Source organism: Vreelandella janggokensis (assembly GCF_031451615.1).
GTDB lineage: Bacteria > Pseudomonadota > Gammaproteobacteria > Pseudomonadales > Halomonadaceae > Vreelandella > Vreelandella janggokensis.
Genome location: NZ_JARWAJ010000003.1, coordinates 171901 through 198516, shown reverse-complemented (window position 1 = coordinate 198516; position 26616 = coordinate 171901). Strand labels below are relative to the sequence as shown.

The 26616-nt window shown below is 59.4% G+C and carries 26 protein-coding genes; 10 read left to right on the top strand and 16 right to left on the bottom strand.

Annotation, left to right across the window (positions count from 1 at the left end; all coding sequences use genetic code 11):
- Positions 1-31 precede the first annotated feature (31 nt).
- Complete coding sequence (locus tag QC816_RS10515; protein WP_309782059.1) at positions 32-352, bottom strand: antibiotic biosynthesis monooxygenase family protein; 321 nt, start codon at positions 350-352, stop codon at positions 32-34.
- A gap of 91 nt (positions 353-443) precedes the next feature.
- Positions 444-1568: a C45 family autoproteolytic acyltransferase/hydrolase gene (locus QC816_RS10510; protein WP_309782058.1), complete on the bottom strand. Its 1125-nt coding sequence runs from the start codon at positions 1566-1568 to the stop codon at positions 444-446.
- A gap of 291 nt (positions 1569-1859) precedes the next feature.
- On the opposite strand from QC816_RS10510, the gene QC816_RS10505 reads away from it, so the two are divergent.
- The 6 genes from QC816_RS10505 to QC816_RS10480 all read left to right on the top strand — a co-directional run bounded on the left by QC816_RS10505 (position 1860) and on the right by QC816_RS10480 (position 8608).
- Complete coding sequence (locus QC816_RS10505; RefSeq protein ID WP_085917865.1) at positions 1860-3074, top strand: aspartate aminotransferase family protein; 1215 nt, start codon at positions 1860-1862, stop codon at positions 3072-3074.
- Between the two features lie 47 nt (positions 3075-3121).
- Positions 3122-4186, top strand: a complete 1065-nt coding sequence (locus tag QC816_RS10500) for an arginine N-succinyltransferase (protein ID WP_199284808.1) — start codon at positions 3122-3124, stop codon at positions 4184-4186.
- Positions 4186-5217: an arginine N-succinyltransferase gene (gene astA / locus QC816_RS10495; protein ID WP_085917863.1), complete on the top strand. Its 1032-nt coding sequence runs from the start codon at positions 4186-4188 to the stop codon at positions 5215-5217. Before QC816_RS10500 ends, astA begins: the two co-directional genes overlap by 1 nt.
- Before the next feature lie 24 nt (positions 5218-5241).
- Positions 5242-6714: a succinylglutamate-semialdehyde dehydrogenase gene (astD, locus tag QC816_RS10490; RefSeq protein WP_199284809.1), complete on the top strand. Its 1473-nt coding sequence runs from the start codon at positions 5242-5244 to the stop codon at positions 6712-6714.
- Complete coding sequence (gene astB, locus QC816_RS10485; protein WP_309782057.1) at positions 6711-8078, top strand: N-succinylarginine dihydrolase; 1368 nt, start codon at positions 6711-6713, stop codon at positions 8076-8078. Before astD ends, astB begins: the two co-directional genes overlap by 4 nt.
- Before the next feature lie 104 nt (positions 8079-8182).
- Positions 8183-8608, top strand: a complete 426-nt coding sequence (locus QC816_RS10480) for a GNAT family N-acetyltransferase (protein WP_085917860.1) — start codon at positions 8183-8185, stop codon at positions 8606-8608.
- A 99-nt stretch (positions 8609-8707) separates the two neighbouring features.
- Here QC816_RS10480 and QC816_RS10475 read toward each other — a convergent pair whose 3' ends face one another.
- Positions 8708-9637: a DMT family transporter gene (locus QC816_RS10475; RefSeq protein WP_085917859.1), complete on the bottom strand. Its 930-nt coding sequence runs from the start codon at positions 9635-9637 to the stop codon at positions 8708-8710.
- Between the two features lie 98 nt (positions 9638-9735).
- Here QC816_RS10475 and QC816_RS10470 point away from each other — a divergent pair, with 98 nt between their 5' ends.
- Both QC816_RS10470 and bluB read left to right on the top strand, forming a co-directional pair.
- Positions 9736-10221, top strand: a complete 486-nt coding sequence (locus QC816_RS10470) for a MarR family winged helix-turn-helix transcriptional regulator (RefSeq protein WP_309782056.1) — start codon at positions 9736-9738, stop codon at positions 10219-10221.
- Positions 10222-10327: 106 nt separating this feature from the next.
- Positions 10328-11002 (top strand): 5,6-dimethylbenzimidazole synthase, encoded by a 675-nt coding sequence (bluB, locus tag QC816_RS10465; protein WP_085917857.1) that lies wholly within the window; start codon positions 10328-10330, stop codon positions 11000-11002.
- Positions 11003-11013: 11 nt separating this feature from the next.
- Here bluB and QC816_RS10460 read toward each other — a convergent pair whose 3' ends face one another.
- A complete protein-coding gene (locus QC816_RS10460; protein ID WP_268901026.1) occupies positions 11014-12534 on the bottom strand; it encodes a sensor domain-containing diguanylate cyclase in 1521 nt (506 codons plus the stop codon).
- A gap of 282 nt (positions 12535-12816) precedes the next feature.
- Between QC816_RS10460 and QC816_RS10455 the strand changes: the two genes are divergently transcribed.
- A complete protein-coding gene (locus tag QC816_RS10455; protein ID WP_309782055.1) occupies positions 12817-13290 on the top strand; it encodes a GNAT family N-acetyltransferase in 474 nt (157 codons plus the stop codon).
- Between the two features lie 32 nt (positions 13291-13322).
- Here QC816_RS10455 and QC816_RS10450 read toward each other — a convergent pair whose 3' ends face one another.
- From QC816_RS10450 to tmpA, 11 genes are all read right to left on the bottom strand, one after another.
- Positions 13323-14792: an aldehyde dehydrogenase family protein gene (locus QC816_RS10450; RefSeq protein WP_309782054.1), complete on the bottom strand. Its 1470-nt coding sequence runs from the start codon at positions 14790-14792 to the stop codon at positions 13323-13325.
- Between the two features lie 14 nt (positions 14793-14806).
- Positions 14807-15532, bottom strand: coding sequence for an ABC transporter permease (locus tag QC816_RS10445; protein ID WP_309782053.1), 726 nt, complete (start codon positions 15530-15532; stop codon positions 14807-14809).
- A 1-nt stretch (position 15533) separates the two neighbouring features.
- Positions 15534-16241, bottom strand: coding sequence for an ABC transporter permease (locus QC816_RS10440; RefSeq protein WP_309782052.1), 708 nt, complete (start codon positions 16239-16241; stop codon positions 15534-15536).
- Between the two features lie 79 nt (positions 16242-16320).
- Positions 16321-17094: a transporter substrate-binding domain-containing protein gene (locus QC816_RS10435; RefSeq protein ID WP_309782051.1), complete on the bottom strand. Its 774-nt coding sequence runs from the start codon at positions 17092-17094 to the stop codon at positions 16321-16323.
- A 61-nt stretch (positions 17095-17155) separates the two neighbouring features.
- The gene (locus tag QC816_RS10430; RefSeq protein WP_309782050.1) at positions 17156-17947 is read right to left on the bottom strand and encodes an ABC transporter ATP-binding protein; all 792 of its coding nucleotides are present in this window, start codon (positions 17945-17947) and stop codon (positions 17156-17158) included.
- Positions 17944-19155, bottom strand: a complete 1212-nt coding sequence (locus QC816_RS10425; protein ID WP_309782049.1) for a pyridoxal phosphate-dependent aminotransferase — start codon at positions 19153-19155, stop codon at positions 17944-17946. The genes QC816_RS10430 and QC816_RS10425 overlap by 4 nt, the downstream gene beginning before the upstream one ends.
- Positions 19156-19177: 22 nt before the next feature.
- Complete coding sequence (locus QC816_RS10420; RefSeq protein ID WP_309782048.1) at positions 19178-19912, bottom strand: class II aldolase/adducin family protein; 735 nt, start codon at positions 19910-19912, stop codon at positions 19178-19180.
- Positions 19909-20850: an ABC transporter substrate-binding protein gene (locus QC816_RS10415; protein WP_309782047.1), complete on the bottom strand. Its 942-nt coding sequence runs from the start codon at positions 20848-20850 to the stop codon at positions 19909-19911. Before QC816_RS10415 ends, QC816_RS10420 begins: the two co-directional genes overlap by 4 nt.
- A 53-nt stretch (positions 20851-20903) precedes the next feature.
- On the bottom strand, positions 20904-22499 hold the full coding sequence (locus QC816_RS10410; RefSeq protein WP_309782046.1) for a 5-guanidino-2-oxopentanoate decarboxylase: 1596 nt from the start codon (positions 22497-22499) through the stop codon (positions 20904-20906).
- A complete protein-coding gene (locus QC816_RS10405; RefSeq protein ID WP_309782045.1) occupies positions 22496-23083 on the bottom strand; it encodes an HD domain-containing protein in 588 nt (195 codons plus the stop codon). Before QC816_RS10405 ends, QC816_RS10410 begins: the two co-directional genes overlap by 4 nt.
- Entirely contained in the window at positions 23080-24207 is a 1128-nt protein-coding gene (gene tmpA / locus QC816_RS10400; RefSeq protein WP_309782044.1) for a 2-trimethylaminoethylphosphonate dioxygenase, read from the bottom strand. Before tmpA ends, QC816_RS10405 begins: the two co-directional genes overlap by 4 nt.
- Before the next feature lie 137 nt (positions 24208-24344).
- Here tmpA and QC816_RS10395 point away from each other — a divergent pair, with 137 nt between their 5' ends.
- Positions 24345-25367: a GlxA family transcriptional regulator gene (locus QC816_RS10395; protein WP_309782040.1), complete on the top strand. Its 1023-nt coding sequence runs from the start codon at positions 24345-24347 to the stop codon at positions 25365-25367.
- Here QC816_RS10395 and QC816_RS10390 read toward each other — a convergent pair.
- The gene (locus QC816_RS10390) at positions 25364-26599 is read right to left on the bottom strand and encodes a TauD/TfdA family dioxygenase (protein WP_309782401.1); all 1236 of its coding nucleotides are present in this window, start codon (positions 26597-26599) and stop codon (positions 25364-25366) included. The two genes, QC816_RS10395 and QC816_RS10390, sit on opposite strands and share 4 nt — an antisense overlap.
- Positions 26600-26616 lie beyond the last annotated feature (17 nt).

Genomic DNA, 26616 nt, shown 5'->3' with positions numbered 1-26616 from the left:
GAGCCAGTAAAAGGGGCCTTGCGACCCTCCTTTATGACTCGGCATCCGGCGGCATCACCACCCACTCCGGTTCCTCGAATTCGCCGATCAGGCGGATCTCGCAGCAGGGGGCCGCACGGCGGATGATCTCCTTGATCTCCGGGTTGGGCTGGGCTTCCATGGCGTCGCGGCTGGACTTGCTGTCCCAGTGGGCAATGGCGATGAGGGTGCTGGGGTCGCCAATCTTGCGATGCAGCTCGGTGCCGCGTGCCCCTGTCGCCTGCTGGATGAGCTGGCTGGCGCGGACCCAGGCGTCGGCGTAGTCCTCGGCGCGGTAGCCGTCGCGGATATGCACTTCAAAGATATATTTCATGGCGCTTCTCCCTGTTGCTGCTGCTGAAACTTTCGATCCTGGGCCAGTGTATCCCGCCCACCCGTCCCCAACTGCTTCTTTTCCTGCGCCGCTAGTCGAGCGCAATGCTCAGCGTCTGCCGGGCCTTGCAGGGGTAGCCGTGGCGCAGGTGCAGGGTGCGCTCGTCGAGGTTCATCACCACCGCGAACAGAGTCTCCATGCGCTCGGCCTCGGGCAGGTCGATGTCAGTGTGCTTGCAGATCGACATGGGCGCATTGTGGTGGTCGCTCAGTACGTCGAACAGCGTGCTGACGCTGGCCTCGGGCGGTGGGTCGAGCAACTCATCGAGGCGGCGCAGGCGCACATGGGAGTCGGGCTTGGGGAAGTCGGCGACACAGGCGGTGGTGGCCGCGGCGTAGAGGTGGTTGGTATGGGTCACCCGCCCGTCGCGGGCCTCGAGTACCCCCGGTGGCCCGGGCTGTACCTCGAAACCGGCGGCCTGGCCTGCAGCGCTGGCGACCAGAAAGTGTGCCGGTGAGGCGACGCGGTCTTCCGCGACGATGCGCTGGGCGCTGGCGAAACCGTCGCTTTCGAGAAGCTTGCGCAGGGCGACGTGGATCGGCAGGCCGTCGCCGCAGGTCTGCGAGCGGATGGCGTTGAGACACACGCCGAGGCCGTGGGCGTTGAGGCCTATCTTGGCCAGCATCCCCGCCTCGCCGACGCTGACCAGCGGCGGAGCGTCGTCGCCCTCTATGTGCAGTACCACCACGTTATCGAGCTGGTCGAGGCGCCAGTCCCAGTTCTGGGCCAGCCACTGCCGACCCTGCTGGTAGAGCGAGAAGGCGGAACAGCCGCCGCTGGCTTGGGTTAGCGAGATCTCACTGCGGCAGTTGAGGGTGAGGATGTCGTCGCGCTGCAGGTCGGCGCCCTCGGCAATGCCCTCGAGCTCATCCAGGATCGCCGGAAAGCCGCGTTCGATAGCCGGTATAAAGCGTCGCGCCGCCTGTCGGGCTGCAGCCCAGTCGAGGCCTGCAAAGTCTTGAAACAGCCGGTCATAGACCTCAATGCTGCGCTGAATCTGTGCGGCGTGGCGCTGGCCATGGGCCACGCCAATGGCATGGCGGCTACCACGCAGTTGGGTTACGTTGAGCATGCGGAGTGCTCCTCGGGCGGATTTACTCAAGCCTACCGCGAACAGCGTTGAAGTGCAGGTGGGTGCTTGGATACGCAGGCTCACGGATTTGCTCGCCCTTGATGGCCGACACTGCGCGCCGATGCCTGGATTCCGCGCCTTATTCAATGTTTGAGGAAAGGGCGCGGCTGACAGCTACCGAAGGGCATCAGGCGTTCCCAAACGACTAAATACGTCACTGATACCGTGAGGTGAGAAGGATGGATATAGAGTGTTAAAAAAGGGGGCGCGTTAAATGCTGCTTTTCATAATTTGCCGTCCCATTGCTGAAAGCAGTTACCCTATTCGGCCCCTTATACTGTTTTCATTCCCTTACCCCACTGGAGGTAGCGTCCCATGAGCCACACCCCAAACCGTCAGGATTTCGATCACTATATGGCGCCCAATTACGCTCCGCAGCAGGTCATCCCGGTGCGAGGAGAAGGCAGCCGCTTGTGGGACCAGCAGGGGCGTGAATATATCGATTTTGCCGGGGGCATCGCGGTCAATTCCCTGGGGCACTGCCATCCGGTACTGGTCGATGCGCTAAAGGATCAGGGTGAAAAGCTGTGGCACCTTTCCAATGTGTTTACCAACGAGCCAGCGCTGAACCTGGCCAAGGCGCTGGTCGATCGGACCTTCGCCGATAAGGTCTTCCTGTGCTCCTCCGGCGGTGAAGCCAATGAGGCCGCGTTGAAGCTGGCTCGCCGCTGGGCTGTGGATAACCACGGTGAGCATAAAGATAAAATCATCTCGTTTTATCAGTCGTTCCATGGGCGCACTTTTTTCACCGTGAGCGTGGGGGGGCAGCCCAAGTATTCACAGGGGTTTGGTCCGGTGCCCGGTGGTATCCTGCATGCCGACTACAATGATCTGGAAAGTGTGCGCAAGCTGGTAGGCGACGACACCTGCGCGATCATGGTCGAGCCCATGCAGGGCGAGGGCGGCATCGTGCCCGGCACGCAGGACTTCCTCCAGGGGCTGCGCGATCTGTGCGATGAGCACAATGCGCTGTTGATCTTTGATGAAGTGCAAACCGGCGTGGGCCGCAGCGGCGAACTCTACGCGTATAAAAATTACGGTATTACCCCGGATATTCTCACCAGCGCCAAATCCCTGGGCGGTGGTTTCCCTGTGGGGGCAATGCTGGCGACTGATGCGGTGGCAAAATCATTGGTCATCGGTACCCACGGCTCCACCTACGGCGGCAACGCGCTGGCATCTGCCGTTGCCCTGGCGGCGGTCGAGTTTATCGATACTCCCGAGGTACTTGAAGGTGTCAAAAAGCGTCATGACCTGTTTCGCGAGCACCTTGAAACCATCAATCGCAAGTACGGCGTGTTTAAAGAGATTCGCGGTATGGGCCTGCTGATGGGCGCCCAAATGTCCGATGCCTATGAAGGACGTGCCAAAGATATCCTTCCACTGGCGATTGAAGAGGGCTTGATGGCGCTGATTGCCGGGCCCAATGTGCTGCGCATGGCGCCTTCCCTGGTCATTCCGGAAGCGGACATCGCCGAGGGCATGGCCCGCCTGGAACGTGCGATTGAACGGTTAGTTGCCGCCACATGAGTGAAGCCGTAGCAACCCCCGTCTCAAATGCTGAGGGAGCGTTGAGGATGCTGGTAATTCGACCGGTGAAAATGGACGACCTGGCGGCGCTGGAACAGCTAGCCGAGCACGCAGTACCCAGGCTCACCAATCTACCCGCCAACCGCGAGCGTCTTGAAGAGCGGATTGTGCGCTCCGAGGCGGCCTTCAGCGGCGAGGTGGAGTTCCCCGGCAACGAGCACTATACGTTCGTGCTGGCGGACGACGCCAGTGGCGAAGTGCTGGGCACGGCGACCATTCGCGCTCAGGCAGGCGCTAATGAGGCCTATTACACCTATCGCCAGGAAACGCTGATTCACGCCTCCCAGCAGCTCAACGTTCGCCGGGAAGTGCAAACCCTGGCGCTTTCCCATGAAGTTTCGGATGCCACCCTGCTGTGTGCCTTTTCGCTTAATCCGCGCTACAAGGGCACCAGTGCCGAAAGCTTGCTTCGCCGTGCACGGCTGATGTTTATCGCCCAGTACCCTGAGCGCTTTTCGCGCATTCTGGCGGTGGCATTCCCAGGCTATCTGGATACGCGCAGCGAGTCGCCATTCTGGGAGAGCGTGGGGCGGCACTTTTTCGCCCGCAGCTTCCAGGAGATGAATCATATTGCCGGGGTGCGCTCGAAAAGCTTTATCGCCGAAGTTATGCCCCAGTTTCCCCTCTACCTGCCCCTGCTAACGCCCCAGGCGCGGGCAGCGATTGGCCGTGAACACCCGGCCCATGAAGAGGCCCTGGAAGAAATGCTGGCGGAGGGCTTTGTGCGCTCGCGCCATGTGGATATTTTCGACGCCGGGCCGATTGTCAAAACCGAACGTGAGCGCCTGGAAACCTTCCGCTCGGCAGCGTGGCACCCGGTCCGGGTTCGTCCTGAACACGCGCTTCCTGACGCGGAACCGGCGATGATTGCCAACCAGAAACTGGGGGGCTTCCGCTGCATTGTGGCACGCTATGCGCTGTCGCCTACCGGTCAGTTGATGCTGTCGCCCGAGCATGCCGAACGCTTGGGCGTGGAAGAGGGCCGCGCGGTGCTCGCCGCGCCGTTAACCTTGCCCAGCGCGGTAGATGCGCTTGATGAAGGAGAAATGTAATGCGCATTCGACCCATTGCCCGGGATGATCTTGATGGGCTCCAGGCGCTTGCGCAGCAGGCCGGTGTGGGGTTTACCTCGTTGCCGGATAATCGCGAGTTCCTGGCTGGCAAGATTGAAGCTGCTGCCCGCGCTTTTGAAGAGCGCACCCCAGTGGATGACCGGCTTTATTTCTTCGTTCTGGAAGACGAAGACAACGGCGAACTCGCGGGTTGTTGCGCGATTGAGGGCCAGGTCGGTCGCGAAGTGCCGTTCTACAATTACCGGCTGGGCACGCTGGCGCATTCCTCTGTACAGCTGGACTTGCACCGCACCATCGACACGCTGTTTTTAAGCTCCGACCATACCGGCGATGCCGAAGTGTGCTCGCTGTTTCTGCGCCCGGAATACCGCGGCGAAGCCAACAAGCATTTGCGCAACGGCGCGTTGCTCTCCAAGGCGCGCTGGCTGTTTATCGCCCAGTTCCGCGACCGTTTCCCCGATAAAGTGTTGGCGGAAATGCGTGGCGTTTTTGATGAGCACAACACCAGCCCCTTCTGGGAAAGTCTGGGCAAACACTTTTTTCCCATGGATTTCAATGAGGCCGATCGCCTGACCGGTCTTGGGCAAAAGAGTTTTATCGGCGAGCTGATGCCCAAGTTCCCGATCTATACCACCTTTATGTCAGAAGACGCGCGTGCCTGCATTGGGCAGGTGCATCGGCATACCCGCCCGGCCATGGAAATGCTTAGAAAAGAGGGGCTTCGTTGGGAGGGGTATATCGATATTTTCGACGGTGGCCCCACGGTGGAAGCCTACATTGACGATGTACGCGCCATCCGCAACTCACGGCTCTGCCAAGTGGAGGTGGCCAACAGCGCGCCGCAGGAGAGCCTCAGCCGCTGGCTTGCCGCGACCACCGATATGCTCAGCTTTACCGCGAGCTGGATAGGCCGTGCCCCCACTGAAGACAATACTATCGTGCTGAGTGAAGCCGAAGCACAGCGTTTGAGTGTCACTACCGGTGATCATTTACGGCTACTCGAGACCTAGGCGACGTTTACAGGAGAGTTTTATATGCACGCCCAACAGCAGCAACTGATCAACGGCGCCTGGGTAGCTGGCGAAGCAGCCACTTTGACGAAGGTTGACCCGGTTTCCGGGGCACTGCTTTGGCAAGGGGCGGAAGCCTCCGGTGAGCAGGTCGCCTCAGCCGTCAGCGCCGCACGTAGCGCCTTTCCCGACTGGGCGCGCACGCCGTTTGCCGACCGCCAGGCGCTGGTCGAGCGTTTTGTCGAGGTGCTGACCGCCCGCCGCGAAGCGCTGGCTGTCGCCATTGCCTCCGAGACCGGCAAGCCGCTCTGGGAAGCGCGCACCGAAGCGGGCGCGATGATCGGTAAAGTGGCGCTTTCACTCAAGGCTTACCATGAGCGCACCGGCGAACGGGAAAAAGACGTCGGTAGCGCCAAAGCCGTGCTGCGCCATCGCCCCCACGGCGTGATGGCGGTGTTCGGTCCCTACAATTTCCCGGGTCATCTGCCCAACGGCCATATGGTGCCCGCTCTGTTGGCGGGAAACTGTGTCGTCTTCAAGCCCAGCGACCAGACGCCGCTGACCGCTGATTTGACCCTGCAGTGCTGGCTGGAAGCCGGTCTGCCCGCAGGCGTCATCAACCTGGTGCAGGGCGGTGTGCCGGTTGGTCAGGCGTTGGCAGCTAACCCTGATATTGATGGCCTGCTGTTTACCGGTAGCGCCAAGGTGGGCGGCATGCTCCACCAGCAGTTTGCCGGTCAACTGGATAAAATCCTCGCGCTGGAGCTTGGCGGTAACAATCCGCTGGTGGTGAAAGACGTGGAAGATGAGCGCGCCGCGGTGCTGAGCATTCTGCAGTCGGCGTTTCTCTCCGGCGGCCAGCGCTGTACCTGCGCGCGGCGCTTGATGGTGCCTAAGGGCGAGGTCGGTGACAGGCTGATCGACGCGCTGTCAGACGCTATCGCCAAGCTGCACGTGGCGGGCCAGTTCGAAGAAGAACCTGCGCCGTTTTTCGGGGGCTTGGTCAGCGTGGCGGCCGCGGATGGCCTGCTCAAGGCCCAGGATGAGCTGGAGTCCATGGGTGGCACGGTGATCAATCGTATGCAGCGTCTACAGGACAACACCAGCCTGCTCAGCCCCGCGCTGATCGACGTGACCGGCTTGGACGTGCCCGACGAGGAGCACTTCGGCCCGCTGCTGAAAATCCACCGCTATGGCGACTGGGATGAAGCGGTACAACTTGCCAACAATACCCGTTACGGGCTTTCCGCCGGGTTAATTGGCGGCGATCAAGCCGACTGGGACGACTTCCTGCTGCGCATTCGCGCCGGGATCGTCAACTGGAACCGCCAGACCACCGGTGCGTCCGGTGACGCGCCCTTCGGTGGCGTAGGGGATAGTGGCAACCACCGCCCCAGCGCCTACTATGCGGCGGATTACTGCGCCTACCCGGTGGCTTCCATGGAAGCCGACAGCCTGGAAATGCCCGACACCTTGCCGCCGGGGGTCAGCTTATGAACACGGCGACCATCAGCAACGTCCAGGAAGTCAATTTCGATGGCCTGGTTGGCCCGACCCATAACTATTCGGGCCTGGCCGTGGGTAACGTGGCCTCGATGAGCCACGGCGGCCTGGTGTCCAGCCCCAAAGAGGGCGCGCTGCAGGGGCTCTTGAAGATGAAGTCGCTGATGGACGCGGGCTATGCCCAGGGCGTTCTGCCACCCCAGCAGCGGCCGGATATCGGTGCGCTGCGCGATCTGGGCTTTAGCGGCAGCAACCGTGAGGTATTGGCCTGTGCTGCCAAAGAGGCGCCGCAGCTGCTCCGCGCGGTCTGCTCCGCGTCCAGTATGTGGACCGCCAACGCGGGTACCATCACGCCCAGCATGGATGCACCGGACAGTCGGGTACATTTTACGCCGGCCAACCTGCAGTCTAGCTTCCACCGCTACCTGGAGCCGCAAACGACGGGGCGTGTGCTGCAAGCGATCTTCCGCGACGAACGGCATTTCGCGCACCACCCGGTGCTGCCCGCCACCCCGGCCTTTTCCGATGAGGGTGCGGCCAATCACACCCGCCTATGCGGTGAGTACGGCGAACCCGGCGTGCACCTGTTTGTGTATGGCCGCCAGGCGTTTGGTGACGTGCGAAGCGGCGAGCGCGAACCCAAGCGTTATCCTGCCCGGCAAACCCTGGAAGCCAGCCAGGCGGTGGCCCGTCAGCACGGATTGACGGCGTCGCAAACCGTATTTGCCCAACAGCATCCGGACGCCATCGACGCAGGTGTGTTCCATAACGATGTCATCGCCGTGGGCAACGGCCCCGTGCTGCTCTATCACGAAATGGCCTTCCTGGATGAAGAGGGCACACTCGATGAACTTCGCTCCAAAATGGCCACGCCATTAATTCCCGTGCGGGTACCCGTAGAGGCGGTGAGTATGGAAGATGCGGTCGCGTCTTATCTGTTCAACTCACAACTGCTCTCCAATCCGGATGGCACCATGACCCTGGTGGTGCCCGGCGAATGCCAGGAGCGCGAGGCGGTATGGCGTACCATCCAGGACTACCTGTTGGCGGGGAATAATCCGATCAGTGAGGTGATGGTCAAGGACGTCAAGCAGAGCATGCGCAACGGCGGCGGCCCTGCCTGCCTGCGCCTGCGTGTGGCTCTTTCCGAGGCAGAACGAACTGCGCTTACCGGCCGCGTACTGCTCACCGATGCGCTTTACGATGATCTGACCGCTTGGGTAAATCGCCACTACCGCGACCGCCTCGCCCCGGATGATTTGGCCGACCCGCAGCTCGCGGAAGAATCTCTGGTCGCGCTGGATGAGCTTACCCAATTGCTCAAGATCGGGCCTGTTTACCCGTTTCAGTTGGGGTAAGGGCTTAAGCTAAGCTAGCAACCAAAACGCCAAGGCCATGCCTTGGCGTTTTGCATACGATAAGTCCAAGATATCTCAGGTAACTGACGCCTAGAGATTCGCATATGGAAGCCATTATTCGTCGAACCGACGACAAAGCGTTCGCGGAAAACATCATTCGTCAGAACATGTCTGCCTACTATAAGCACCTGGATATGCACTGGGATCCTGACTTGTTCGATAAAAACTGGGACGAGTTTGATAGCTATGCGTTAGTCGTAAACGCTTGCCCAGTTGGTTTGTTATGCTTAAATCGTGAGGCAGGTGCTTACTATATTCGAGAACTGCAAATTGATCAGAAATGGCAGCGACAGGGCCTGGGTACCGCAGCAATCCGATACGCAATGGCAATCGCCCAACAAGCGAACGTTGACTTACTTAGACTACGCGTATTTTCTATCAACCCGGCAACTGCTTTATACGAGCGTATGGGGTTTCGCATTCTCAAAACCGAAGGCGGAACTCACTATATGGAGCGGAGCATTTTCTAATTTGTTCAAGTGGCTCGGATTTGACGATTAAAGGCGCGTGCCGGCATCGCCAGCAGCGCTCAATATTGCAACCTTCATGATATGTCTCTCTTGGGTAACTTAGTTAAGTTGCTTGGCTTTGCCAATGTTGAGCAGGGCAATTCCCCCACCAATCAGCAGGGCGCCTGGTAGCAGGCCTTCGGGGGTGGTTTCTCCCTGCAGCAGAATGGCGACGGGTACACCCACCACGGCGCCGACGGAACCCAGTAGGCTTAGAAACACTGGCCCGCCACTTTTCTGTAGCAGGAAAAGCAGCAAGAACTGGCCTGCGAAGACGACCGCTTGAACGGCAATCAGTATGATCGGCAGGGAGCGGCCTGTCGGAACTTGCAGCGAGAAGTCCGGCAGAAAACCCACGCTGAGTAGAATGATGGCGGCGGCGATGAGCATCCCCGGCGCCAGCGCATCGCTGGATACACCTTCTGGCCAGCGCAAGGTTCTGTAAAGATTACCGATGGCTAGCAGCACCGGGCCGATTAAAGCGAGGAGAATCCAGAGGTAATCGGCATCAGGCGCAGAAAGCTTATGAAAGGCCAGGGTGATGGCCCCTGCCAGAGCTGATACGACCCCGGCCGCACGCAGCACCTGGAACCGCTCCATGTTTAACGCTAGTGCGCCGAGGTAGGTGAGTAGCGGTGGCAAGGTGATGATCAATGCCACGAAACCAGCACCCACATGGGGGATGGCAGTGAAGAAGAGTAGGTTGGCACCCGCTACGCCGAGCAGTCCTGACATGGCGTAATACTTGACGGTGCGACGGTTAACGGGCGGTAGATTACGGCGGAAGGCGGCAAGAACCAACAAAATGAGTGCCGCCCCTGAAATCGACCAGAACAGAAACGCGAGCGCTGATAGCTGAATATCACCGGCTAGTTTCGCCAAATTGGTCGACAGACCCAGCAAAGCGCCACCGGCTAACAGGTATACCAGTGGGGCAAGCCAAGCGCTTTTGCATGGGGGGGTTGTGCGGGCAGTGCTTGATAGCGTCATTGGCGAAGCTCTCATTCGTACCGTTTTTGAAAGTATCTTGATATCAAGATATGTGCGATTAATCTTGACGTCAAGCTAGTCAGGCGCAAAATACGCTTATGGATCATGTAGACAACATTCTCAAACAGTGGCGGCAGGAGAGGCCCGACCTCGACGTTGTGCCGATGGGTACCATCGGGCGGGTCAAGCGGCTGAACCACACTTTCATGCGTGCAATGGAGAAGACCTGGGCGGAATACGGCCTGACGGATGCCAGTTTTGACGTTCTGGCGACCCTTCGCAGAGAGGGGGAACCCTACGCGCTATCGCCGGGTGATTTGATGGCATCCACGATGGTGACGTCGGGCACCATGACCCACCGTATCAACCTGCTGGAAAAGGCGGGTTTGATTGAGCGGGTTAAAAACCCCGACGATGGCCGTGGTTTTCTCATTTCTCTTTCCCAGCGTGGGTTTGATTTGATCGACGAAGCCGTGGCCGCCCATGTGGAAACCCAAACGCAGCTGGTGAGTGGCCTGAGTAAAGAGCAACGAGAGCAACTGGATGACCTGCTCAGGCAGTTCCTGGCGGTGTTTGAGTCATAGAGAGGCGTTTTACGTCAAACAAACCCGCTGCGATGGCGGTTGGCTTGACCTCGTGTAGACTCTTAACTGTCTTTAAAACCGACCAGCCAAAGACCCGAGCAGCTTAATGACCACCTCGAATAACGCTTTTTCCGATGCTGAGCGGCGCGGGCTCTACCGCGCCATCTTTGAACGGCGCGATGTGCGCTCTCAGTTTCTGCCTGACCGGATCCCCCCTGACGTGCTGACCCGCCTGTTGGAGGCCGCGCACCATGCGCCTTCCGTTGGCTTTATGCAGCCATGGGATTTCATCGTGATAGAAAGTCGCGACGTCAGGGAAACGGTGCTGGCAATGTTTGAGCAGGAGAACCAGAAGGCCGCCGAGCGCTTTGAAGGCGAGCGTAAAGCGCATTATCGAAGCCTTAAGCTGCAAGGGATTATGGAAAGTCCAATTAATCTCTGTATCACCTGTGACCGAAGCCGGGGCGGCCCCCATGTGCTAGGGCGCAATAGCATTGTGGAAACCGACCTGTTTAGCACTTGTTTGGCGGTGCAAAACCTCTGGCTGGCAGCGCGGGCGGAAGGGATTGGCGTTGGTTGGGTGAGTATTCTCGACCAGGAACAGCTGAGCACGGCGTTAAGCCTGCCTGAGCATGTTTACCCGCTGGCGTATCTCTGTCTTGGCTACGTGAGCGAGTTTTTAGACCAGCCTGAGCTTGAAGCCAAAGGCTGGCGCTCTCGCCTGCCATTAAGTGAACTTGTGCATGGAGATAAGTGGGGGCAGCCGCTGAACAGTGGTTAATGAGAAAACCTCTATATGGAGGGCCTCCTTGTTGCTCCAGGCCCACCTGTATTGGGTTTGCGGCGCAGGCTTTTGTCTTCGTACATGCGCTCATCTGCCAGAGCAAATACCTGCTGGGCAGGCGCTTCGCTGGAGCTTGCGCATCCCAAGCTTACATGAAGCGCCAGTTCTTCGCGTTCGCCGTTGGCAGTGTCGATGGTACAGCGCTGGTCGGGAAGGTGTTCCCGGATCAGACTGGCCATACGCTTGGCTGCTGCCAGGTCGGCAGAGGGAAACAGAATGACGAACTCATCGCCACCGTAGCGTGCCAGTACGTCACTGTCCCGGCAGTGACGTTGCAGATACCTGGCAACGCTGGCAATCAGTTGGTCGCCTGCGACATGCCCATGATGGTCGTTCACTTCCTTGAGTCTATCGACATCCAACATCAGCACAGCAAAATCCAGGTTTGGCGTCTGGGCCTTGCTCTGGATACTCATCTGCAGCGCCGATTCCAGAAATCCTCGGTTATAAAGGCCGGTGAGCCCGTCACGCTCAGCGGTTTTCTTCAGTTCCAAATGCAGCAATTTATTTTCGGTAGCGGCCGCCAACTGGTCGGCAAAGAGGGAGAGTATTTGCTCCAAGCCATCGTCCCGGTTGGGAGCTTTCACGAACAGCCAACCTTCGTACATGCTTAAACGGGCTCCCATGGGCATTATATAGAGGTTCTCACCTTCTTCTGTTTGTGGCAGTTTGACCGGATGTTCTCTTTGCTCATGAACGCTGGCCAATAAGCGCTTCAGGCGTTGTTCATCTTTTGGGCTTAGCCCCGCAACAGCCGCGTAGCGTGTTATTTCAGAGCGTTGCGGTTCCTGGAGAAAAACGGCAAAGCCGTAGCCGGGAAAGTGAGTATGTAGGTGGTTTAAAGAGTCATTCAGCAGGGAGTGGATATTGATCGCGCGATTGGCGACTGCTCCGAGATCCAACAGGGCGTGAAAAACCCGGTTCTGAAACTTAATCTCGCCAATGCTACGGCCAATCTGACGATTCTGACTGTACGTGACGCGACCAATGGTTAGAAAATAGACCACTGCTCCCGCCCACTGGTAGATGTCTAAGTTGTTACTCACATAGGGTCGAAAAGTAAACCCTGTCAAGGCACTTCCAATCAGGGCCGCGACGATAAAAAGTAGGGCTGAAACCATCATCTTCCTAAGTCCGCCGACCACTAAATTGTTCATCAGGCAGGCAAGCCCGATGGTAATGGTGGCTAACGCATAAAAATCCAGCACGCTGCACCAAAAACCAAACAGCAGGCTGTCGAAGAGGAGATTCCTGAACTCGGCACGCTTCGAATTCTGAGCGTTTGCCGCAAGCGCGTAGGCGACGCCGGGCCACAGCAGCAGCAACATCCCTGGCAGAATAAGCGTCCAGCCGCTGCCTTCTACGACAGCGATCCATACGGTTAGCCCGAAGGTATGGCAAAAGGCAAAAACTCGTGGGGCAATTGTTGCCAATGCAAGACGATGTGTACGTCTTAATAAAGGTTGCATTCGTGAGCTGTATCCAACGTCATTTGATTAACAGACTAGCACCTAAGAGGTTGATCAGCCTTAATCTAGCGTTAGGCCAATAGCATGGTGAGCCTACCTTTTGATCCTGGGTTTTAGGCCGTGTCAGAGCGTATCAATTGGATGTGATGAAGCCTGACTTCATCTGATGATCTTGCCGTCAAAATCTCTGACCAGCGGCGGGTTGAGAAGTGTCGGCGCTGGTCAGCCTTCCCATAAATCGCTAATGTATTCGTTTGTGCTAAACAAGGTAGAGCGCCATTTATGCAAAGCGATATCGCCCTTCAGCGACTGAGTGCTGACGATCCAAATGCTGAAATCGTCGCGGGCTGGACATTTGCAACCTGGGGGCATTTACACCCTGGCCTCACCCCAGAACAGGCTATTGAACGTTTAAAAGCCGAATGTGGTCAGGCTGGGGTGCCTTCCATCTTTGTCGCCATGCAAGGCGAAACCCCGGTAGGAACCGCCAGCCTGATTGCCGATGACATGAGCATCCGCCGTGAACTTGCCCCCTGGCTGGCCTCAGTATTTGTCGTGCCCGAGTGGCGGGGGCGGGGTATTGCGTCTGCATTGGTGCGCCGGGTAGAAGCAGAGGCCGTTGAGAACGGCATCGAGCACTTCTATCTCTACACCCCTGATCAGCAGTCGCTCTATCGGCATTTGGGGTGGCAAGATGTAGAAAGCCTTGAGTACCGGGGCGAAACCGTCACGGTGATGTCACGGCAGTTGACCTAACCATGGTCAGGGAAAACCGCTGTGTTGATATCTCAATGCTTTATGGGACGCGTGATGCGCTTGAGCTCAAGGTAAGCGTTCAAACCCGAATCGCCCAGTTCGCGGCCTATTCCACTGCGCTTCATACCCCCCCAGCTTCCCTGAGGCGGCGCTACCTGATCGCTATTGCACCAGACGTTGCCCGCTTCTAAGCGCCGGGCGATAGACGCCGCATGGTCGGGTTCATCGGCCACCACCGTAGCGGCCAAACCGAAGTCGCTGTCGTTGGCCAGCGCAATGGCCTCGTCGTCGTTAGCCACGCGACGTGCGCAGAGCAGCGGGCCAAAGATTTCCTCCCGCCACAGGCGACTGGTGGTGGGCACCTCACGGTAGAGGCGCGGCGCCACGAAGAATCCTCGCTCCGGCAGGGCGAGAGCGGGCGTCTCGCTAATCAACCCTTCCTCATTGGCTATGGCCATATAGCCTTGTACCCGTTCTCGTTGGCTGGCGTTGACCAGCGGTCCCATATCGGTTCCCTGCGTCATGGGGGCGCCCAAATGTAGCTCTGCCATGGCGGCGTCAATGGCTGAATAGAGGTCGTCCGCCAGGCGCTCATGAACCAGTAGCCGACTGGTAGCCGAGCACATCTGGCCAGCGTTGTAGCAAATACCGGCCATCACCAGATCCCGAGCAAGTCCGAGATCGGCATCCTCGGTGACCAGAATCGGTGACTTGCCGCCCAGTTCCAGCGAGACCGGCCTGACACCCTGAGCAGCGGCGCTCATCACTGCTTCGCCCACCGCGTTGCTGCCGGTGAAGGATAACTTGTCGATGCCGGGATGGCGGCTCAACGGAGCGCCGATTCCCTCGCCGTCGCCCAGCAGTAGATTAAGGACGCCCGGTGGCAGGCCTGCCTCCATAACGATCTCCGCCAGTACTCGTTCGGGCAGGGGTGTAATCTCGGAGGGTTTGAACACTACCGTGCAGCCAGCGGCTAGCGCTGGCGCCAGTTTCCAGGCACTACTGACCAACGGAAAGTTCCATGGGGTGATCAGTCCCACGATACCGATGGCATCCCAGTAGTGGCGCGCTTCCAGGTCGCGCTGACCCGCCTCTTCAACGGTTCCCTGGCGTTGTCCCAGAGCCACGGTGACCTTGGCGTAGTACCGGTAACAGGCAATAGCGTCGTCCAGGTCTTGGTAGGCCTCCGCCAGAGGTTTGCCGTTGTTGCGGGTGGAGAGTTCGGCGAGGGGGTGGCGACGGGTTTCTAGCCCCGACGCAATGGCCTCCAGATACTCGCCGCGAGTTGCCTCCGGTGTGGCTCGCCAGCCGGGCAGGGCGCGCTGGGCGGCTATCACGGCGAGATCGACGTCAGCGGGATCACCGCAGGTTACCTCGGCCAGGAGGGATTCGTGATAGGGGTCGAGCACCGGGCGGTACTTATTGCCTCGGCTAGGCACCCAGACATTGTCGATAAACTGTTCGCTCAGGGTGACGTTGGAAGCGTTCATGGAGGCAGGCATTGCGTGTTTCCTGTTCAGCGAATGGGCAGCCAGCGGTGTCGCGTTGGCCGCATCCCGGGAAAGTTGAGCTCTACAAGACGTAACGCCAGGGTCAGCACAACGGTGGTGGCCAGATAAATACCGGCGATCAGCAGCAGAGGTTCGTAGACCAGGAAGGTCTCGTCGCGGATGATATTAGCCGCTTGTAAAAGATCCATCAGGGCGATAGTGGAAACCAACGGAACCGACTTGAGCAGCAGGATCATCTCGCCGGTAAGCGTGGGTAGACAGAGCTGAATGGCGCGTGGCAGCCACAGCCGGGTAAGCACCTGAAAACCGCTGAGGCCGAAGGCTCGGCCAGCCTCTAGTTCGCCCTGCGGGACGCTCTGCATCGCGCCGCGGATGACTTCGCCGGAGTAGGCGCCCACGCTGAGAATGAAGGTCACTGCAGCAAAGAAGAAGGGGTCGCGAAGCAGCGGCCAGAAGAAGCTGTCGCGAATGCCTGGAACGCCCTCCAGCAGGCGCCCTACGCCATAGTAGAAGAAGAACAGCTGTACCAGCAGCGGGGTACCGCGCATGACAGTGGTAAAAGCCCAGGTCAGCCACGCCAGGGGACGAGGCCCGCGGATGCGCGCCAGCGCCACCCCTACCGCTAACAACAGGCCGCCCACCGCGGAGACCAGCAGTAGCCACAGGGTATTGATAAACCCCTCCCACAGGTAGCCCTGATAGAAAGGATCGCTCAGCCAGGAAAAATCCATATCAGGCCTCCGTGGGTTGGCCGCGCCGAACATAACGCTCAAGGCGCGCGAACAGTGCTGTGGAGCTAAGCGTCATTAGCAGGTAAATAACCCCGGCGGCAGCATAGAAAAGGAAGTAGGCGCGGCTACTGGCGGCGGCTTGCTGGATAGTGAAAAACAGTTCGTTGAAGCCGATCACACTGATCAGTGCGGTGTCCTTGATCAAGATCAGCCACAGATTCGACATGCCTGGCAGGGCGTTGGGCAGCATGCCGGGGAGCACAATGCGATGGAAGCGGGCCCAGCGTGAGAAACCAAAGGCGCTAGCGGCCTCCAACTGACCACGGGGAATGGCCAGGATGGCGCCGCGGAATACCTCGGTCATATAGGCGCCCTGGACGAAGGCCAGTACGCCCACAGCGGTGGCGAAGCCGGTGATCTGCATAGCACCCGCCATGCCGATATACGCCAGCAGGGCATCCAGCGCCTGGGCACCCGCATAGTAGAGCAGGAGGATCAACAGCAGTTCGGGCACCGCCCGGATCAAGGTGGAATAGGCGGTGGCCAGACCACGTAAGGGCGCCCAAGGGCTGAGCTTTGCACCGGCGCCCAGCAGCCCCAACAGTAGTCCGATGGCGTAGGCCAGCACGGCGATCTGAACCGTGGTCAGCGCGCCGCTAAGAATGGGGCCGGCCCAGTCGGCGAGCCCCTCCGGTGTCATGGCAGTCATGGTCGACTATTTCCTCGGTGACATAAGGAATCCCCGATACCTATGGCATCGGGGGGAGGCAATAACGGTCAGTTGTCGCTCAATCGTAGACGCAGACATCGGTGCCCAGGTACTGCTCGGAAAGACTGGCGCAGGTGCCTTCTTCAATCACCGTCGCGATGGCAGTATTAAGGCTCTCGCGCAGCTCGTCATCCGCTTGACGCAGGCCGATGCCGATGCCTTCACCATACGCTTCATGGCGGGGAGCGGTGGCCTTGATCTCGAAGCCTTCCGCCTCGTCACGATCAAGGAACTGCAGCATGGCAATCTCATCCGCCAGAATGACATCCAGGCGTCCTGAAAGAAGGTCGTTATTGACCTGCTCAGCCTGATCGTAGAGGCGGACATCAACGCCGCTGTCGCGCAGTTCACGGCGGGCGTAAGTGGCGTTGGTGGTGGCGCCCTGCACCCCCATTACCAAACCGTCCAGACCCTCGGGAATAGCGAGCGTGGTATCGCTTGATGCCACATAAGCGCCTGGTGTGAAGTAGTAGGGGCGAGTGAAGTCGATGACTTGCTGACGCTTCTCGGTGATCGACATTGAGTTCATGATCATGTCGATGCGCCCGGCATTGAGCGAGGGAATAATGCCGCTCCAGCCAGTCGGCTTGATTTCACAGTCGCGCCCCATGGCGTCACAAAAGGCGTGGGCCAACTCCACCTCAAAGCCCGTCCAGTCACCACTGGCGGCCTTGTAGGTGAAAGGTGGATAGGGTTCACCGGAGATACCCACTTTCAGGGGCTCGGCGGCCTGGGCAGTGTGGCCAAAGGAAAGCGCAGTCACGGCGGTAATCATCATCATGGGGAATTTCATGGTCTTCTCCTGTTAGGTCAGTTCTTCTGATGGTGGTTATTGTTATGGCGATATGGCGTGGTCAAGCCGCAGGTGCCATGAACTGGCGGCAGCGGGGATCATCAAAGACCTCTTCCGGCGTGCCTTCGGCGGCGATATGCCCCTGGTCGAGGTAGACCAACTGGTCGGAGACCTCTCGGGCAAAGTGCATCTCGTGAGTAACCATCAGCATGGTGCGACCCTCGTCGGCAAGGCCGCGAATAACACCCAGTACCTCGTTGACGCGCTCAGGATCCAGCGCTGAGGTAGGTTCATCGAATAGCAACAGCCGGGGTTCCATGGCCAGTGCCCGAGCAATAGCCACCCGCTGCTGCTGCCCGCCGGAAAGAAAGGCGGGGTAAGCGTCACGCCGATCGGCCATGCCGACTCGCTCTAAATAGTGTTCTCCCAAAGCGGTGGCCCGCTTGCGCGAGAGCCCCTTGACCCGCATGGGAGCTTCAATGACGTTGCCCAAAACGGTTAAGTGGGGCCAAAGATTGAATTGCTGGAAAACCATCGCCACCTTGGCGCGCAACCGTTGCAGTTGGCGCCGATCTAGACCGGTAATGCCGCCCTGGGGATTGCGGGTGAAACGAATCGCCTCATCCGCAATCGCCAGTTCGCCCTGGTCGGGTCTTTCCAACAGGTTCATGCAACGCAGTAAAGTGCTCTTGCCGGAGCCGCTGGCGCCGATAATAGACGTGACGCTCCCCTCAGGCACTTCAAGAGAAATACCCTTGAGCACCTCAAGGTCGCCAAAATGCTTGTGGAGTTGGTTAGCCACCACCGCCGGTGCGGCGTGGGGACGAGATGCAGGCTGAAATGATGATGTCATAGGCAATCGGCCTCCTTAGCCGGAGTAGGTGATAGCTCAGCCCGGGCGCGCTCGGCACAAGCCGCCAAGCGTAGGCTGGCGGCGGTGAGGTGCTCGGCATCAACGGTCAGGCTGAGCCTCACAAAGCCCGCTGCTGAAGGCCCAAACGCTTCGCCGGAGAGTACCGAAATGCCCTCTTCGTCGAGCAGGCGATCAGCAAAACTTTGCGATGAGAGGCCTGTGGCACGAATATCCACCATCAGAAACATTCCCGCTGGTGGACGGATCGCGGTCACCGCAGTGCTTTCGGCGAGCGCCCCGCAAACAGCGTCGCGGCGCGCCCGGTAGGCCTCACGCATGGCGAGCAACTCGGCGGGCGGTGTCTGAAGGGCATCGCAGGCAGCGTCCTGAATAAAGTCCGGGCAGCCATAGAGCATGCATAGCGCCAAGTGGGTGAGGTGCTCGATCAGCGCTTCGGGGCCCAGTACCCAACCCAAGCGCCAGCCGGTCATGGCGTGGGACTTGGAGAGGCTGCTGACGATCACGCTGCGCTTGGTCATGCCCTCTAGCGTGGCAGGGCAGAAATGTTGGCCCTCAAAAATCAACTCGGCGTAGACCTCGTCGGTGATCAACCATAGATCGTGGCGTCGACATAGTGCCGCGATGACTTCCCAGGTATCGGCGTCGATCAACTGGCCAGTGGGGTTGTGGGGGCTGTTGAGCAGGATCGCCCGGGTTTGAGGTGTGATGGCAGCCTCCAGAGCGACCGGGTCGAGGCTGAAGTCTGCCTCGCTGGAAAGCGGAACCTGGACCAGTTCTGCGCCGGTGGCACGTAGCACGGCTTCGTAGGTGACATAGCTGGGTTCGGGCACCAGTACTTCGTCGCCGGGATCCAGCAAGCACTGGGCGGCGGCATACAGGCCGCACTGTGCACCGGCCATGACAATCACGTTGTCCGGGCCTACATCAAGGCCCTGTTGGCGATAGCCGTCGGCGATCGCTTGGCGCAGCGCCAACTTGCCCTGGACATCGGAATAGTGGGTAGCACCACCACGTAAGCTAGCCACCGCGCGCTCAACAATCGGTGTCGGGGTGGCAAAATCCGGGTCGCCTACCGAGAGCAAGGTGATGTCGTCCCCGGCGGCCTGGCGGGCCAGGGCGCGGTAGTGGATGTCCCAGGCCGCAGCACCCTCGCCGGCGATACGGTCGGTCAGTCGTGAATAGTGCATAGGGCTCTCGTTCTGATGTTGGTTAGCAGGAATCGCCAGCGTCATCCAGCCGACGTCGTTCAGCTTGCCAAGCCCGGTCGCTTCCCGCGTGGCTTGTTGCCCAGGCTTCGTACTGCTTTGCTACGTGTTCAGCCATGGTCGGCGACACCAGACGCAACGGCTGGCCGGTGGCCTGAGCCGCCAGCTGTGCCTGGCAACTACGCTCCAGGTTGCGCATGCGCAGGAAGGCGTCACCTACGCTTGCGCCACAGGTCAGTAAACCGTGCTGACGCAGGATCATGGCCGAATGTTTCCCGAGGTCGTCAGCCAGACGTTGGCGTTCATCGAGTGCCAGCGCAATGCCTTCGAAGTCGTGGTAGGCCAACCGATCGTAGAATTCCAGCGACCACTGGTTGAGCGGCAGGAGGCCCTCCTCAAGACAGGAGAGCGCAACGCCAGCCACGGTATGTGTGTGCAGTACACAGTTAACGTCGGGTCGGGCGGCATGGAGAGTGCTGTGTATGGTAAAGCCTGCCGGGTTGATGCCCAGCCCCGTAGGATCGTCGAGCACCTTGCCGTCCGCGTCTACCGTCACCAGGCTGTCGGCGCGCACCTCTGAGAAACGCAGGCCGTAAGCGTTGAGCAAAAAACGCTCGCCGGTAAGGCGCGCTGAGATATGCGTATCGATGCCGTCGTCCATGTCGTCCAGGGCGATCAGTCGATAAGCAGCGGCCAGGTCCCGGCGAATTTCACACTCCTGTAACGTATTATCACTCATAGCGTGGCTTCCACGGCGGCTTGGGCATCCTTGCTACCGTCGTAGGTGGTTACGCCCTCGAGGAAATGGGCGACATGCTCAGGGTGTTGCTCAATCCACGCTTTGGCAACGGTATCGAGATCACGCTCCTCCAGGCTGAAGGCGCTGATGAATTCGCTTTGCTCGTCGGCGGTGAAGGTGAACTGATCGAGCAATCGAGTCAGGTTGGGGTTGGCCTCGGCGTAACGTTTAGCGACGATGGTTTTAACGTCACTGCGGCCGTTATCATCGCCATACACACCCGCTGGATCGTCCAGGATGTGCACGCCGTACTCGGGTATCATCCAATGGGGCGTCCAGCCGTAAAACAGAATCCAGCGGTCCTCGTCTACGGCGGCTGCGACCTCGCTGAGCATGCCCGGCGTGGAAGATGGCATCCCTTCCCAGTCGCCAAGGCCATAGGTGTCAGCATCGATGGCGCTCTCGAGCATATCGGTAACCGTTGAGCCGCTCTCGATGCTGTAGATGCGGTGCCCGAAACGCTCGGCTATCTCAGGATCAGCCAGCTCTTCAGCGCTGGTCACGCCGGCCTCATGGACATAGCCGGGTACCGCGAAACCCATGCGAGCGCCGGTAACGTTGTTGCCCAGGTCGACGATGCTGCCCGCTTCATTGGCCGCGTCATAGCTTTCCTGCTGAGCCGGTAGCCATCCGGCCAGGAAAGCATCAGCCTCGTCGCTCTGCAGGCTCTGATAGCCCACTGTGGAGCTGACTTCCAGTGCCTCAACTTGATACCCCAGCGGCCCAGCTAACTGGGAGAGGATTTCTGATTTGACAGTGACGCCCGGCCATGGAGGAACGACTAGGCGCAGCTCATTGCTGGCATCCTGTGCCGCCTGAGCACTTAGCGGCAGTATGCCGATCAGTGTCATGGTGGTTAAAAGGGCTGTTTTGCGCATGTCAGGATCCTTGTGTGTCGATTAATCGATCTATTATTCATTGCTTTTGCTATTTACAAAGTGTTCATCCAGGCCGTGGCATCCACCTCAATGAGTAGCGGTGAGTTGTCATCTCTCAACTTTTCGAGTGCCTTACCCAGGGCTGCGGGGTCGCCCACTGCGCGATAGCGGCAGCTGAACGCACTAGCCAGGTCGGCAAAGTCCGGCGCCGTCAAGTCGACGCCCAACTGCGGTACCGCGTGCATGGCCATGTAGCGGCGAATTTCGTCATAGCCCTGGTTGTTCCAGATCAGCACCGCTACCGGGTAGGGCAGGTCACGGGCAGTGCCCAGTTCACCGAGAACAAACTGCACACCGCCGTCGCCCACTAGTGCGACCACGGGTTGATCTGGGCAGGCAAGGGCGGCACCGAGGGCAGCAGGAAGGCCATAGCCCAAGGTGCCGTAGCCAGTTGCCGAGTTGAACCAGCAGCGGGGCGCGGGCAAGGAAGCCAGAAAGTTGCCGGCATACACCGGGCCGGTGGAATCGCCAACCAGAATGGCATCGGAAAGAGTAGCCTGCAGAGTGGCGTAGAGCGGCACATAGGGGACCAGTTCGGGGTCTTCGTGCAGGGCTAGCGCCTGACGAGTCGTGGTGGCGCGCCCATCGGTCTTGCGGCGATGGGGCAGCGCCTGCAGTAGCGCGGCCATTGTCTCGCCAGCATCGGCGACCATGGCCAGGTCTGCTCGCTGGTTGCGGCCCAGTTGCTGAGGGTCGATGTCTACTCGAATGAGCCGTCCATTAAGGTGGAAGCCGTCATCAAATACCAGGTCGTAGTCGGTTTCGCCCAGCTCAGTACCCAGCGCCAGAATGACGTCGGCATCGGCCGCCAGGGCACGTGCGGCGGGTAGGCTCATGGTGGCCCCTAGATCAAGCGGGTGATCCAGCCCCAGCACGCCCTTGGCGTTGATCGTCGTTAGCGCCGGGGCCTGCAGCCGATCAACTAAGGCGCGGGCGGCCTCGGGGGCCGCCACGCAGCCGCCACCCAGCAGCAACAGTGGGCGCTCGGCCTGGCTTAACCACTCGGCGGCGCGAGCAATGGCGGCGGGCGCCGGGGCTGGGGGGAACACCTCGATCGGACGCGGCAGGTTATCGGCAACCGGTGCGTCAAACAGGTCGATAGGAATCTCGATGTGCACCGGCCCTGGTCGTGCACCGCGAAAGATGGCAAAAGCTCGGGCCATGATCTCCGGCAGGGCGGCCGGGTCGTGCAAGGTGTGGCTAAAGACACTGACGCCTGCCAGGGTTTGTTGCTGGTTAGGCAGCTCATGGAGCCGCCCCTGACCACGCCCAAGCGTGTTGCGGCTGTTAACGCTGGAGATCACCAGCATGGGCACCGAGTCAGCCAGTGCCTGGCCCATGGCCGTGGCGATGTTGGTCATGCCGGGGCCAGTGATGATAAAGCAAGCGGCGGGACGACCACTGGCGCGAGCGTAGCCGTCGGCCATAAAGCCCGCGCCCTGCTCATGACGTGGTGTGACATGACGGATTGAGCTCGCACCCAAGGCACGGTAGAGCTCGATCGTGTGTACCCCGGGGATACCAAAGACAGTATCCACGTCATAGGCCTCCAGAGTCCGCAGCAGCAACTGCGCGCAGGTCTGGCTCATGGCATCGCCCCATCTGGAAGCGGCTCGGGGAGTCCACCGTGGGGCACTCGTCCCAGTATTCTCTCTACCATGGGGACGAAGTGTTCCAGGGGCAGGGTGTCATATTCGGGGTCAAAGCTGGCCTGATCCCAGTGGTCGCAGAAGCGGACGGTACGCTCATAGGCCGGGTGGTCGCGATATTGCTCTCGGGCGTGGGGATCCTGGCCGAAGAAGTGCCGGTAGTGATACCCCTGAAAGAGTTCGTGATGGCGAATCATCCAGGCGTTGAGTGGATCGACGAAGGGCTCAAGGATGGCCGCGGCAACCTCGGCGTGGTTCGCGGGGGTCAGGTCATCACCGATATCGTGAAGCAGTGCGCAGACGACCATTTCCTCGTCGGCACCATCGCGCAATGCCCGGGTGGCGGTCTGCAGGCAGTGCTCGTAGCGATCCACCGGATAGCCGTGGTGATCGCCAGCCAAATTGTGCAGGTGGGCGAGTACCCGGCGCGGGGTATCGGAGAGATAGTCACGGAAGCGGGCATCAATCAGCGCCCAATCATCGCGCTGAGCTTCGCCGAAGTAGCGAAATCGAGCTTGTTTCATGCGGGTTCTCCTTGGACCTTTGGAGTGGCAAGCCGCTGATGGAGTACGCGGCGACGGCTGGCGGTGCTATCGCGATCGACATAACCTTGGCGCATATGGCGCACCCCGCCAGCGAGCTGAAAGGCGCTGCGGCCATGCAGTAGACGGTAGTTATCGATAATCAGCATCTGGCCCGGGTCGAGCTTAAGGTGCAGGGTCAGTTCGTCGCCGGTGATTAATTGATAGAAGGCTTTGCGGGCGGCGTAGTATGCCTCCAACTCTTCTGCAGGCAGCGCTGGGATGTTTTCGGTACGGTTGGAGTAGCGCACCCGGGCGGGCTCGCCTCGGCTGTCCAGTTCGATCAGCGGGCCCTCGCTCTCCAGATAGGTATCGGCATCGCAATAGCGAAAGCTGGGCGTTACCCGAGTGAGGCAGGCGTAGGCGTTTGGATCCCGCTGGCGCAGCAGGTGCGCCGCCATAAAGCCATCGGCCAGGGTGCTGTCGCCACCCTCGGCGGCATTGGCCAGGCAGTGCAGCCAAATATAGCCGGGAATGGGGTCCCGGTAAGGATTGTCGGTGTGGGGCTCCAGGCCACGCTGAGTCATGGTCAGGTCGTAGGCGTTGGCCACCGATTTGACGTCAGCGATGCCACCCCAGTTAGTGCGTCTTAGCGGGCCAATGCGATCAATGAGCGGCTGCATGCCGTCATTGTCAGTGGGAACCCCCGAGACGACGACAAAGCCGTTGCGATGTAGTGCATCAAGCATATCCAGCAGCGCCGAATCGTCTTCAAGGGCGGTAGCAAAGTCTGCTTTTGGTTGTGGCGCCTCGGCGGCATCCCAGAGTTGCCGGGGTGAATCACTGGCCTGCTCGCTGAGTAGTTCGGTCAGTGTGAAAGAGGTGAGGTGCCCGTCGCTGAACGTCAGCGTCAGTAGGCCGTCAGCCACATCGACCGTCTCAATCGTCAGGTCCAGCGGTAGCTCGGCTGCTTCGACCAAGCGTTGTCCGGTATAGGGATCTCGGGTGGCATCATCGGGACTGCGTTCGCGTAACCAGAGGGGGACATAGTCACGATGATGGCCGTCAGCCTCAATCCGTAGGCGACGGCCCTGTGCTTGAAGGTTGACGGTGACGGATTGGGACATGGGGACTACTCTCCGCAAATGATCGGTTACTGACGACTGTGTTGGCTAGGCGCATCATTGCTTTGCCGATAGCCACCCTACCGCTGTTTTGGGTAATCAACTTGATAAAATTAGCCTTTTGTTGAATAATTTTAGCCATGAAAGACAGCATCCCTGAGGGCTGGCCCTATCCACGCCCGGATTCGCCGCCGCTACTAGACTCTGTCCAGGCCGAGCAAACGCTCAATGTGTGGTTGTTACCCAAGTTTTCCATGCTGACCCTTTTCTGCCTCTTGGAACCGCTACGGGTCGCCAATCGATTTGGGCGTAATCTCTTTGCCTGGCGTTTACTGTCCTCGGATGGGGAAGCCGTGGTCGCAAGTAATGGGGTTCGCATTGATGTTGATGGGCGGCTTGATGAGGTTGATCAAAACGCCCACCTAATGGTGGTCTCCTCCTACGAGCCAGAGGTCACGACCACGTCGCACGAGCGGTCGATATTAAGGCAAGTAGCAGCACATGGCGGCTGGCTCGGCGGGCTGGATACTGCCCCGTTCATTCTGGCGCGGGCGGGGGTGCTGGAAGGACACCGGATCGCAATGCACTGGGAGTGTATCCCGGCTTTTCGACAGGAATTTCCTGACCTCACCATTAGTGATGCGCGCTATGAATTTGGTCACGGGCGTTTGACCGGTTCAGGAGGTGTGGCCAGCATCGATATGATGCTGACCTGGGTGGAGAGCTCCTATGGGCCCGCACTAGCCGATGCCGTGGGACGGCAAATCGTGCATCAGCGAGGTAATACTGATAGCGCATCTATGGCACATAGCCGTCAATTGGCACATCTACCACGGACAGTGGTTCGAGCACTGGCGGTTATGGAAGCTCATTTATCACAAGTCATACCCATTCCCGATATTTGTCGCATGATCGGGCAGTCACAACGGCAATTGACACGACTCTTCATGGCCCATTTTGGCGAAACCCCGAAGCAGTGTTACCTGGGTATGCGGCTCGACGAAGCACAACGTATTTTGGCCGATAGCCGTTGCCGTGTGACCGAGGCGTCACTGGCGACCGGGTTCACTCAGCCAGCCCATTTCGCGCGTGCTTATCGCCAGCGTTTCGGGGAGTCGCCCAGCACCACGGCTGAACGTGGCAGCCTGTCGGCCGGTAACTAGTCAGCTGCTGCGATACGCTTTTGTCGCTTGGTGCGTTGCACGATGCGATAACGCGAGCGGACTTCGTCGCGTTCCAGATAGCAACCTTGCAGCCAGCGTTGGCCACTGCTGCCTTCAAAGGCATCACGCGCATGCAATAACCTGCGGTTATCGAAGATGACCAAGTCACCGGGATGGTAGGTGAATCGCATCGCGAAGCTGGGGTCACGCAAGCGACGCTGTAGTGCCATTAACGCCTCATAGGCTGGTTCGACTTGGTTGAAATCTGTCTGCAGAGGTCCCCTAAGGAAGTCGGCGATGCGGACTTCGAGCAGCTCACCATGCGCATCGCAGCGAATCACTGGCTCATGCCATACATAATCGGTGGTCTGGGCCGTATTGGCGAAGCACCATCGAACTTGGCGCAAGGTGTCGAAGACCTGAGGATCTTCATCGCGTAATGCCTCAGCAATGGCAAAGCCATCCATCATCACTGCCTGGCCATCCGTAACGCTGTTTTCCAGGCAGTGCAGCAGTTGGAGTCCCGGCTGGTATTCGCGTGTCGGTAGATCTACATGCGGTGGTAGCGCAATTGATGTATAGGCGTTTGAATCCGGGTTGGGTTTGGCCTTTACATCGAAGAGTTCACCGAAATTCGTCGGCCGGATAGGACCAATTCGCCGGGCGATGCTGGACAGCGTGCCGGGTTCAGTGGGCAGATTTTGTAGCCTGACGAGACCTTGACCCAAAAGGCTGTCCAGTGCCGGTTCCAACAGGGCAGTGTCGACGGGGCTGCCTGATGGGTGATCAAGCCAGCCGGTGGCATCGAACGTATCAGGTGCCTGCTTATCGCTACCACGCCATGTTTTTACGGTCACCAGCGGTGCATCCTGGGTATGGCCGTTGGAATAGTCGTGGGCTCGCAACCAACCGGGATGAAAGCGCAGTTGCCGCTGTTCCGGTGCAAAGATCAGGCAGACGGCGCCACTCTCCTCAAGCACAGCGCTGGCGAGCGTTGGCCAAGCGTTCAGGCTTGAAAGATCAAGTATGCGCTCACGGGTGGCGGGATTAATCGTTGAATCATCGGCAGCATTTTCGCGCAGCCAGACGCTGTGATAGCGGCTGAATCGTCCGTCCTGCCAGTAGACATGCAATTCTCTTGGTTGATGTTCAATTGATTCAATCGAGACATCGACAGGCCAGGCATCATAATCCGGCGTTAATGGCAATGAATCGTGGGTGTCGATGGGCATGGCTGGCTCTCCGTAAT

Bases quoted from the DNA above. Each gene is read 5' to 3' on its own strand.
- QC816_RS10500 (WP_199284808.1), top strand. From the start codon at position 3,122: ATGCTGGTAATTCGACCGGTGAAAATGGACGACCTGGCGGCGCTGGAA.
- QC816_RS10440 (WP_309782052.1), bottom strand. From the start codon at position 16,241: ATGACTGCCATGACACCGGAGGGGCTCGCCGACTGGGCCGGCCCCATT.
- QC816_RS10515 (WP_309782059.1), bottom strand. From the start codon at position 352: ATGAAATATATCTTTGAAGTGCATATCCGCGACGGCTACCGCGCCGAG.
- QC816_RS10470 (WP_309782056.1), top strand. From the start codon at position 9,736: ATGGATCATGTAGACAACATTCTCAAACAGTGGCGGCAGGAGAGGCCC.
- QC816_RS10395 (WP_309782040.1), top strand. From the start codon at position 24,345: ATGAAAGACAGCATCCCTGAGGGCTGGCCCTATCCACGCCCGGATTCG.
- QC816_RS10425 (WP_309782049.1), bottom strand. From the start codon at position 19,155: ATGCACTATTCACGACTGACCGACCGTATCGCCGGCGAGGGTGCTGCG.
- QC816_RS10475 (WP_085917859.1), bottom strand. From the start codon at position 9,637: ATGACGCTATCAAGCACTGCCCGCACAACCCCCCCATGCAAAAGCGCT.
- astD (WP_199284809.1), top strand. From the start codon at position 5,242: ATGCACGCCCAACAGCAGCAACTGATCAACGGCGCCTGGGTAGCTGGC.
- tmpA (WP_309782044.1), bottom strand. From the start codon at position 24,207: ATGTCCCAATCCGTCACCGTCAACCTTCAAGCACAGGGCCGTCGCCTA.
- astB (WP_309782057.1), top strand. From the start codon at position 6,711: ATGAACACGGCGACCATCAGCAACGTCCAGGAAGTCAATTTCGATGGC.
- QC816_RS10455 (WP_309782055.1), top strand. From the start codon at position 12,817: ATGCAAAGCGATATCGCCCTTCAGCGACTGAGTGCTGACGATCCAAAT.
- bluB (WP_085917857.1), top strand. From the start codon at position 10,328: ATGACCACCTCGAATAACGCTTTTTCCGATGCTGAGCGGCGCGGGCTC.
- QC816_RS10410 (WP_309782046.1), bottom strand. From the start codon at position 22,499: ATGAGCCAGACCTGCGCGCAGTTGCTGCTGCGGACTCTGGAGGCCTAT.
- QC816_RS10415 (WP_309782047.1), bottom strand. From the start codon at position 20,850: ATGCGCAAAACAGCCCTTTTAACCACCATGACACTGATCGGCATACTG.
- QC816_RS10450 (WP_309782054.1), bottom strand. From the start codon at position 14,792: ATGCCTGCCTCCATGAACGCTTCCAACGTCACCCTGAGCGAACAGTTT.
- QC816_RS10445 (WP_309782053.1), bottom strand. From the start codon at position 15,532: ATGGATTTTTCCTGGCTGAGCGATCCTTTCTATCAGGGCTACCTGTGG.
- astA (WP_085917863.1), top strand. From the start codon at position 4,186: ATGCGCATTCGACCCATTGCCCGGGATGATCTTGATGGGCTCCAGGCG.
- QC816_RS10435 (WP_309782051.1), bottom strand. From the start codon at position 17,094: ATGAAATTCCCCATGATGATGATTACCGCCGTGACTGCGCTTTCCTTT.
- QC816_RS10505 (WP_085917865.1), top strand. From the start codon at position 1,860: ATGAGCCACACCCCAAACCGTCAGGATTTCGATCACTATATGGCGCCC.
- QC816_RS10420 (WP_309782048.1), bottom strand. From the start codon at position 19,912: ATGAGTGATAATACGTTACAGGAGTGTGAAATTCGCCGGGACCTGGCC.
- QC816_RS10430 (WP_309782050.1), bottom strand. From the start codon at position 17,947: ATGACATCATCATTTCAGCCTGCATCTCGTCCCCACGCCGCACCGGCG.
- QC816_RS10390 (WP_309782401.1), bottom strand. From the start codon at position 26,599: ATGCCCATCGACACCCACGATTCATTGCCATTAACGCCGGATTATGAT.
- QC816_RS10460 (WP_268901026.1), bottom strand. From the start codon at position 12,534: ATGCAACCTTTATTAAGACGTACACATCGTCTTGCATTGGCAACAATT.
- QC816_RS10405 (WP_309782045.1), bottom strand. From the start codon at position 23,083: ATGAAACAAGCTCGATTTCGCTACTTCGGCGAAGCTCAGCGCGATGAT.
- QC816_RS10480 (WP_085917860.1), top strand. From the start codon at position 8,183: ATGGAAGCCATTATTCGTCGAACCGACGACAAAGCGTTCGCGGAAAAC.